The 8,611-nt window shown below is 61.0% G+C and carries 8 protein-coding genes; 3 read left to right on the top strand and 5 right to left on the bottom strand.

Annotated elements, in window-relative coordinates:
* Window positions 1–782: terpene synthase family protein (locus tag Q1V60_RS09530; RefSeq protein ID WP_300629615.1), on the bottom strand; the 782-nt coding region annotated here is incomplete at its 3' end.
* A 534-nt stretch (window positions 783–1,316) separates the two neighbouring features.
* On the opposite strand from Q1V60_RS09530, the gene Q1V60_RS09525 reads away from it, so the two are divergent.
* The gene (locus tag Q1V60_RS09525) at window positions 1,317–2,225 is read left to right on the top strand and encodes a polyprenyl synthetase family protein (protein ID WP_300629613.1); all 909 of its coding nucleotides are present in this window, start codon (window positions 1,317–1,319) and stop codon (window positions 2,223–2,225) included.
* A gap of 81 nt (window positions 2,226–2,306) precedes the next feature.
* On the opposite strand, the gene ampC is transcribed toward Q1V60_RS09525, so the two are convergent.
* Window positions 2,307–3,461 (bottom strand): class C beta-lactamase, encoded by a 1,155-nt coding sequence (ampC, locus tag Q1V60_RS09520; RefSeq protein ID WP_300629611.1) that lies wholly within the window; start codon window positions 3,459–3,461, stop codon window positions 2,307–2,309.
* 130 nt (window positions 3,462–3,591) lie between these two features.
* Here ampC and Q1V60_RS09515 point away from each other — a divergent pair, with 130 nt between their 5' ends.
* On the top strand, window positions 3,592–4,464 hold the full coding sequence (locus Q1V60_RS09515; RefSeq protein WP_300629609.1) for a LysR family transcriptional regulator: 873 nt from the start codon (window positions 3,592–3,594) through the stop codon (window positions 4,462–4,464).
* Window positions 4,465–4,681: 217 nt separating this feature from the next.
* Here Q1V60_RS09515 and yghX read toward each other — a convergent pair whose 3' ends face one another.
* Genes yghX through Q1V60_RS09500 form a run of 3 tightly spaced genes read right to left on the bottom strand, consistent with a single transcriptional unit; the run spans window position 4,682 to window position 7,059 of the window.
* A complete protein-coding gene (gene yghX, locus Q1V60_RS09510) occupies window positions 4,682–5,569 on the bottom strand; it encodes a YghX family hydrolase (RefSeq protein ID WP_300629608.1) in 888 nt (295 codons plus the stop codon).
* Window positions 5,570–5,613: 44 nt separating this feature from the next.
* The gene (locus Q1V60_RS09505) at window positions 5,614–6,108 is read right to left on the bottom strand and encodes a PaaI family thioesterase (protein WP_300629607.1); all 495 of its coding nucleotides are present in this window, start codon (window positions 6,106–6,108) and stop codon (window positions 5,614–5,616) included.
* 60 nt (window positions 6,109–6,168) lie between these two features.
* Window positions 6,169–7,059 (bottom strand): DMT family transporter, encoded by an 891-nt coding sequence (locus Q1V60_RS09500; RefSeq protein WP_300629605.1) that lies wholly within the window; start codon window positions 7,057–7,059, stop codon window positions 6,169–6,171.
* 91 nt (window positions 7,060–7,150) lie between these two features.
* On the opposite strand from Q1V60_RS09500, the gene Q1V60_RS09495 reads away from it, so the two are divergent.
* Entirely contained in the window at window positions 7,151–8,476 is a 1,326-nt protein-coding gene (locus Q1V60_RS09495) for a PLP-dependent aminotransferase family protein (RefSeq protein ID WP_300629603.1), read from the top strand.
* The last annotated feature ends 135 nt before the right edge of the window (window positions 8,477–8,611 follow it).

Raw genomic sequence — 8,611 nt, 5'->3', positions numbered from 1 at the left:
GCACAAATCATTGCTTGCTCCTGCGTGCGCGCGTCATAGCCCAGCGCGTCCAGGCGTTGGGGCAACTCGGCTTGCACCATTGCAAACCTTATCGCCCATTGTTCAATGCGTTGTGAAACTTCGGTTGCCGCCTGCAGCGCCGAATAGCCTTGGGTGTGCCTTAGGTGAGTCAGAAGGTTGTAGATGTCTTCGTCAGGGTTTTCCATGATCTGAAACGACAACAAATCATTTACCGCTTTGAAGAGATTCAAGGCCAGGTTTCGCAGTTCCTGCCAGGGTTGGCTGTAGTAAAGCGATGAAGGTAATTGAATGTGTTGCGCCCAGTAGGTGAACTCCAGGCAGACTTGAAAGCCGCCAGCGTTTTGCCAGAGTGTTTCATAACCCTCTACCCCCGGTTGCGTGTGGTGGATGCGGTGCATCAGCGCGGTGGTGCAGGGGGCCAGGTAGGTTAGGTACTGCTCGGCAACTCGCTGTTGCCAGAGCGCAGGCATCAAGCGTGACGCGCGTCGCATGATATCTGCAAGCGCGCAGGCCAACGGTTCTCGAGGCGTGGTGGCGCGTGTGAAGGCGCTGGCGTAGACGCCACGAATCAGACGTTCGAGGGCTTCGGGGTCGTTGCAGTCTTCGTCGGCAAGATCATCTTGGCAACTGAACCAGCCCACCAGATCAGAAAGAATGAGCAATGACTCAAGCGGCGCCTCACTCCACATGTAACCGGCGTAGGTGCCGGGTATGTAAATATCCAATTGATGGGTGGCGCGGGGTGTCTGTTCCAGCCCCATGTTCCTGAGCCACTGGCGCGTGTGCTGTTGGGCCTGTTCCGTAAAAGGGCTCAGCGGATAAGTCGCTGTCTCAAGCCATGGGGGTAACTGGAAGGGGCTGATGGGCAGCTGGGTATCGGGGGGCGGCGACTTACTTTGGTGGGCGCGCAGTCTGCCGACAGTTTCGGTCTGTCGATCATTCGGGTCAGCCGGTGTCAGTGGATCTTCCATTGGGGTAGTGCGCCGTCAGTGCGGTGGTACTTACGAGTACTCAATATAGTTGGATGTAGTGCGATAGTTATAGGTATTTGGAATGAGTTCGCCGAGATTTATAGTCAATATGTTTATCTTCATTTATTGCGTGCCATAAAGGACAGGCTAGTATTCATACACGTGCCGATGGTGCCTCGTAAAGCAGTGGCCTGCGCAGTGTTGACGGTCTTTTACGCGCGAGAACGCAGTGGAAGAAAAGTGAGAATGGACGCTCTCATCCCGTCAATAACGAGGTCATAAGAGATGATCCATTCCTGCTCATCATTCGATGATACGTGGTACTTGAATGCCAAGGCCCAATGGTTTGAGCCTTTCAGGTATCAAGAACGCGCAACCGGAAAGCTTGCGCGAACAGAACTCACGTGGGCGCTCTCGGCGCTGTACGGTTTACCGTCTGCGCAGACCCGTGTCCTCTGCGCAGCCATCGAAAGAATGAATCTTTCTTCACTGATACATGACGACCTGCTTGACGGTGATGCTTTACGCCGTGGCATCACTGCGGTTTGGAAACAGTACGGTGCAGAGGTCGCATTGGTGTCGGGGATGTATGGGTACCTGGATGGCCTGCGAATACTGGCTGAGCTCAATGACATACAGGTTGTGAATGCCGGTATAGAAAGCCTTGAGCGCTTGCATGTAGGGCAATTCCTCGACGCCAACGCAAGTGCAGGTGATACGTTGCCCACCCTGGAAGAATACGGCCGTATTGCGCAAGCCAACACGGGCTGTTTTTTTGTATTTCCGTTAAAGGCTTGTCAATGTCTAAAGGCGTTGGAAACTGAGACTTATACTCTGCTCGAACGCATGATGCTCCTGATGGGTATCTATTATCGTTATGTCAACGATTACTGCGATATCAATCATATTCCGCATTTTGGAAAGAAAGGATTCGCTGCAGATTTGGAGGGAGGACCGAAGTCTTTCCTGATGATCTTGGCGGGTAAGGCGTTGGTTAAGGGCCCGCTCACTTCAGAACAAAAAACACACATTATTCGCAGCTATGGCGACGCTGGCATATTTGACGCCGCGTTGGCTTTGATGGAAGAAACCTATGGGCAGCTTTTGGACTATCTAGGTGCTATCAAGCGGCGAAACTGCGCTTTCAACATTCACGCGTTGGAGGCGTTTTTACGCAGTATCCATTTCCAGCCAGAGCCGGAAGACAATTACTACCTACAGTTACGCAAATAGCATCCCGCCTCGTGTATTGCCCCGGCAGGGTCGAACGTCGCGGTCAGTGGCGGCCGCGACGGTTGAACAGACCGACGTCGGTCAGTGATCGATGGCACTCAAGATCGCATGAGCCACTTTCACTCGCTCGCCATTCGGGTAGTTCTTGTTGGCCAGGATCACCACGCCAATGTCCTTGCTCGGCACATACGCCACATACGCGCCAAAGCCATTGGTAGAGCCGGTCTTGTTGTACAGCACGTTGGCCGGCTGTGCCTGGGCAGGGTTCAGCCAGTTGACGTTGTGCGGCTCCATCGCCATCGGCGTTGAGTTGCCGTCGATCAACGCTTGCAGCCCGATCGGGTAAGGGTAGCGTTCCCAGCCCAGGCCCTGGGTCATGCCGTCGACGGTGTAGTAACCGGCGTGGGTGGTGGCTATCGCCTGCTGCAGCGGTTTGCTCAAGGTCTCGGGGTGCATGTTCAGCATCACGTAGCGTGCCAGGTTCTGGGTGCTGCTCTTGATACCGTAGGCTTCGTTGTCGAGTGCGCCGGGGCTGACGCGCACCGGTTTTGCCTGTTTGTCGTAGCCTTGGGCATACCGGCCGAGCTTGTCGGCGGGGACGTTGAGGTGGGTGTTCTTCAAGCCCAGCGCCGGCAGCAGGGTCTGTTCCATGGCGACGTTGAACGGCTGGCCGAGGCTTTTGGCCGCAAGGTAACCGAACAGGCCGATGCTTGGGTTGGAGTAGAGGCGTTGCGTGCCGGGGGTGTAACCGGGTTGCCAATGCTTGTAGTAATCGGGCATGGCGGCGGCGTTGTCGGCCGCATTGGGAAATTGCAGCGGCAGGCCGCCTGCTGTGTAGGTCGCCAGTTGCAACAGGCTGATGTGATCGAAAGCGCTGCCGGCCAGTTCGGTCCAGTGCCGGCTGGCGTTGTCCGACAGCTTCAATTTGCCGCTGGCCAGGGCATAGCCACCGAGCGTTGAGGTGAAGGTCTTGCTCACTGAGCCGACTTCGAACAGGGTGTCTTCCGTAACGGGCTGCTTGCCCTCTTTGGAGGCGACACCGTAGCTGAAGTATTGCGCCTGACCGTTCTTCACCACCGCCACCGACAGCCCGGCGATACCCTGTTGCTGCATCAGCGGTTCGACATGGCTGTCGACGACCTGGCGCAGATCGGCGGCGGCCATGCACGGGCCTGACATCAGCAGTAAGCCGCCTGTCAGCATGTTCCGAAGGCCAGGACAGAATTTCTCGTGCATATTATTTTCGCTTCCATGTAAGGATTGACTAGGGCTGTGGCCTGCGCGGGCGCCGCCAATCTAGGCGTTAACAGTGGCGGGTACAAACGATGATATCTTGCACGAGCCATTAGAAAACCTAGGGTCAAGCATGCTGCGCTCCCATCTACCTCTTAATGCCCTGCGCGCCTTCGAGGCCTCCGCCCGGCACCTGAGTTTCACCCGCGCGGCCATCGAGCTCTGCGTGACTCAGGCGGCGGTCAGCCACCAGGTTAAAAGCCTGGAGGCGCAACTCAATGTCACGCTTTTCAAACGTCTGCCACGCGGGTTGATGCTCACCTCTGAGGGCGAAACCCTGCTGCCGGTGCTGCGCGAATCGTTCGACCGCATTGCCCAAACCCTGGGCCAGTTCGAGGCCGGGCATTACCGCGAAGTGCTGGCGGTCGGCGCGGTCGGTACCTTTGCGGTGGGCTGGCTGTTGCCGCGCTTGCCGGATTTTCAGAGCCGCTACCCGTTTATCGACCTGCGCCTGTCCACTCACAACAATCGCGTCGATGTCGCCGCCGAAGGCCTGGATTACGCGATCCGTTTCGGCGCCGGCGCCTGGCACGGCACCGAGGCCTGCCAACTGCTGGAAGCGCCGCTCAGCGTGCTCTGCGTGCCGCACCTGGCCGAACAGCTGCACACGCCGGCCGACCTGTTGAAACACACCTTGCTGCGCTCATACCGCGCCGATGAATGGAGCCTGTGGTTCCAGGCCGCCGGGCTGCCGGCGGACACATTGGTGCCGCGCAGTATCGTGTTCGATTCGTCGTTGGCGATGATGGAAGCGGCGCTGCAAGGCATCGGCGTGGCGTTGGCGCCGGCGATGATGTTTTCGCGGCAATTGGAGAGTGATGTGATTCGTCAGCCCTTCGAGGCGCGGATCACCACCGGCAGTTACTGGCTGACGCGCTTGCAGTCACGGGCCGAGACGCCAGCAATGCTGGCGTTCAAGGAGTGGTTGCGGGCGAGTGCGGTCTGATGTGGACGGGGGCAAGCCCTAGCCCCAGCCAATCAAACGCTGGTGCAGACAACCGGTGACCTGTGGCGAGGGAGCTTGCTCCCGCTGGACTGCGTAGCAGGCCCATTTTCTGGGTCCGCTTCGCGGCCCAGCGGGAGCAAGCTCCCTCGCCACAGTACGGCGCTCCTTCTTGAGTGACTGGTATTAGGTCGCGCCTCCTGGCGCATTTTGATTGTGCCTAGGCCAGGTATTTGCGGAACCATCCCAGCGTGCGCTCCCAAGCGAGGTCTGCCGCCGCTTTGTCATAGCGTGGCGTCGAATCGTTGTGAAAGCCGTGGTTGGCGCCCTTGTAGATAAACGCCTCATAGGTCGTGCCGGCGGCTTTCAACGCCTGCTCGTACGCCGGCCAACCTTCATTGATGCGCGTATCCAACTCGCCGAAATGCAGCATGATCGGTGCCTTGATGCGCGGCACGTCCTTTGCCTCGGGCTGGCGCCCGTAGAACGACACGGCCGCGCCCAGTTCGGGGTAGGCCACCGCCGCCGCGTTGGTCACGCCACCGCCATAGCAGAAACCGGTAATGCCGACTTTGCCGGTGCTGCTGTTGTGGTGCATCAGCCACTCAATGGCGGCGAAGAAATCGTTCATCAGCTTGGTCGGGTCGACGGTCTGTTGCAGGGCCACGCCTTTTTCATCGTTGCCCGGATAGCCGCCCACCGATGTCAGCCCATCTGGCGCCAGGGCGATAAAGCCGGCCTTGGCCAGGCGCCGCGCGACGTCTTCGATATAGGGGTTGAGGCCGCGGTTTTCATGCACGACCACCACGGCGGGTAATTTGCCGGTGGCCTTGGCCGGACGCACCAGATAGCCGCGAACCGTGCCGTTGCCCTTGGGCGACGGGTAGGTGATGTAGTCGGCGACGATCTCCGGGTCGGTGAATTTCACCTGTTCGGCCAGCGCGTAGTTGGGGCTCAGGGCGGCGAGCAGGGCGGAAGCGGACAGGCCTGCGAAGGTGAACAGCGCGGCGCGGTCGAGAAACTCGCGGCGGTTAAGTTTGCCGTGGGCGTAGCCGTCGTAGAGTTCCAGCAGTTCGGGCGCAAAGTCTTTGGCGGTGAGACGAGTCATCGGTGCAGTCCTCGATTAGCGGTTGCCGTCAATGTAGACCAGGTTCAGTCCGCGCGGCCATGGGCGGCGGCAGCCAGTTGCCCGGTGTCGACCCGCACGAACACCGAGTCGCCGACGGCCGTGAGCACCTCGCCGGCATACACCTCGCAGATTATCCGCGTCTTGCGCGCCACCTCGCCGTCGACGCGGGCGCGCAAGGTCAGCGTGACGCCCATGGGGGTAGGCTTGATGAATTTGATGCCCAGGTTACCGGTCACGCAGTCGATGCACGGCAGGCTGCCGGGCTCACGGTTTTCGGAACGATAGTGGTAGGCCATGGCTGTCCAGTTGGAGTGGCAGTCCACCAGCATGGCGATCAGGCCGCCATACACCAGGTCCGGCCAACCGCTGTATTTGGGTTCCGGAAGGTGCTCGGCGACGACGTGCACGCCATCGCTGGCCCAGCGGCTCTTGATATGCAGGCCGTGGGGGTTGCTGCCGCCGCAGCCGTAACAAATGCCTTCGGGGGCGGTGATTTCCTGAAGCGAAGCGCTGTGCATGCAAAGTCCTTGAAATGGCAGGGGACGACATTTCTGTTTAGCAGGCCGTGGGCCGTAGCGCTAGCGCGCAAACCTCTTCGCCCCGGCCACACAGGCGATCACCGCCACCGTGACCAGCAGCATGCCCAGGCTGACCTGCTCATGCAGCAAGCCCGCCGCCAGGGCCAGGCCGAAGAAAGGTTGCAGCAACTGCAACTGACCGACCGCGGCGATGCCACCCTGGGCCAGGCCGCGATACCAGAACACAAAGCCGATCAACATGCTGAACAGTGCGACATAACCCAGGCTCAGCCAGGCCGGGAGGCTGATACCGGTAAATGACGCAGGCGCGAGCAGCACGCTCAGCGGCGCGACGATCGGCAGCGACACCACCAGCGCCCAGCAAATCACCTGCCAGCCGCCCAGGCTGCGCGACAGCGTGGCGCCTTCGGCATATCCCAGGCCGCACGCCAGCACCGCCAACAGCATCAGCAGGTCCCCGGCGGGCGCGGCGCTCAGGCCCTGGGCGAAGGCGTAACCCATCACCAGCGCACTGCCCATCACCGAAAACAACCAGAACACCGGCCCTGGCCGCTCACCGCCGCGCAATACGGCGAAGCTTGCCGTCGCCAGCGGCAGCAGGCCGATAAACACAATAGAGTGCGCGGAGGTTACGTATTGCAGCGCCAGCGCCGTCAACAGCGGGAAACCGACCACCACGCCGAGCGCGACGATGACCAAGGACGCCCATTGCTGACGGGTGGGGCGTTTTTCCTTGAACCACCACAACAGGCACAGGCCCAGGATGGCCGCGAGCGTTGCGCGGATCATGGTGAGGAACACCGGGTCGAACTCCATCACCGCCAGACGCGTGGCCGGCAGCGAACCGCTGAAGATCACGACGCCGATAAAACCGTTGATCCAGCCCCGGGTGCTGGTATCCAGAGTGTGCAGAGGGGAGGTGCGTTGCATGGCAGGCATGTCCGGAAGAGGGAAGTTGCGTACAGGCCATCCTAGGGTTGAAGATCGGGGCAATCAAAAAATTGTCATGGATACATCGCCTATGCCGCGCGCCCGCTACAAGTCGCTGGTCGATACGTTCGCCGAGGGCATTCGCTCGGGGAAGATGCCGCCCGGCACACGCCTGCCCACGCACCGTCAACTCGCCGCCGACCACGGGCTGGCGCTGGTCACGGCGAGCCGTGTGTACGCCGAGCTGGAGGCGATGGGGCTGGTCAGCGGTGAAACCGGGCGTGGCACCTTCGTGCGCGAAATATCCTTGCCGCCGGGGCAGGGCAGTGGGCAGATGCCAGTCGCGGCGGGCATGCTCGACCTGAATTTCAACTACCCGTCATTGCCCGGCCAGGCAGACCTGTTGCGTAGTGCACTGCGCCAGTTGGCGTTGTCGGGCGACCTCGAAGCACTGTTGCGCTACCAGCCCCATGCCGGCCGCCTGCACGAGCGAGCAGCGGTGGCGCGGCATTTGCTGCATCGCGGGCTGGCGGTGCAGGCCGAACAGGTAGTGGTGGTCAGCGGTGCCCAGCACGGCTTGGCGGTCACGATGATGGGGCTGCTCAAACCCGGCGATGTGATTGCCGCCGACGCATTGACCTATTCGGGTTTCAAGGCGCTGGCCGAAACCCTGCACCTGGAAGTCGTCGCGATCCCGACCGGCGCCACCGGCCCGGACCTGGATTACCTGCAGGCCCTGTGCCGCAAGCGCCCGGTGCGCGCGGTCTACTGCATGCCGACGCTGCATAACCCGCTGGGCTGGGTGATGAGCCTGGCGCAGCGCGAGCGCTTGGTGGCGATAGCCGGACAGCACCAGCTGATGATCATCGAGGACGCCGCCTACGCCTTCCTCGCCGAACACGCACCGCCGCCGGTGGCGACGTTGGCGCCGGAGCGCACGGTGTACGTCGGCGGGTTTTCCAAGAGTATCGCTACGGGCTTGCGCGTGGGTTTCATCGCGGCGCCCAAGGCCTGGGTCAATGCAGTGGAACGCACGGTGATGGCGACCACCTGGAACGTACCGGGGGTGATGAGTGCGATCGCCGTGGCCTGGATCGAAGACGGCACCGTCGCGCAGTTGGAGGCGCAAAAACGCGAAGACGCTCAGGCGCGGCAACGTTTGGCTGCGCATGTGCTGGCCGGACTGAGCTATATCAGCCATCCCTCGTCCTATTTCTTGTGGCTGCCGCTGACGGAAGACGCCCGCGCCGATCAGGTGGCCATGACCTTGCAGCGCGAGGGCATTTGCGTATCCACCGCCGAGCCGTTTGCCGTCTCGGCCCATGTGCCCCATGCGTTGCGCCTGGCACTGGGGTCGGTGTCGATGACGGCATTACGAGAGGCGCTGATGAAGGTGCGCAAGGTGGTGCAGTGGTGAGCCGTCGCTGAGCGGCCCATGCGCCCCATGCGTTGCGCCTGGCGCTGGGGTCGGTGTCGATTACGGCATTACGAGAGGCGCTGATGAAGGTGCGCAAGGTGGTGCAATGGTGAGCCGTCGCTGAGCGGCCCATGT

Source organism: Pseudomonas sp. (assembly GCF_030147005.1).
Classification (GTDB): domain Bacteria; phylum Pseudomonadota; class Gammaproteobacteria; order Pseudomonadales; family Pseudomonadaceae; genus Aquipseudomonas.
The sequence above is the reverse complement of the archived record's forward strand: the minus strand, read 5'-3'. Positions and strand labels throughout refer to the sequence as shown.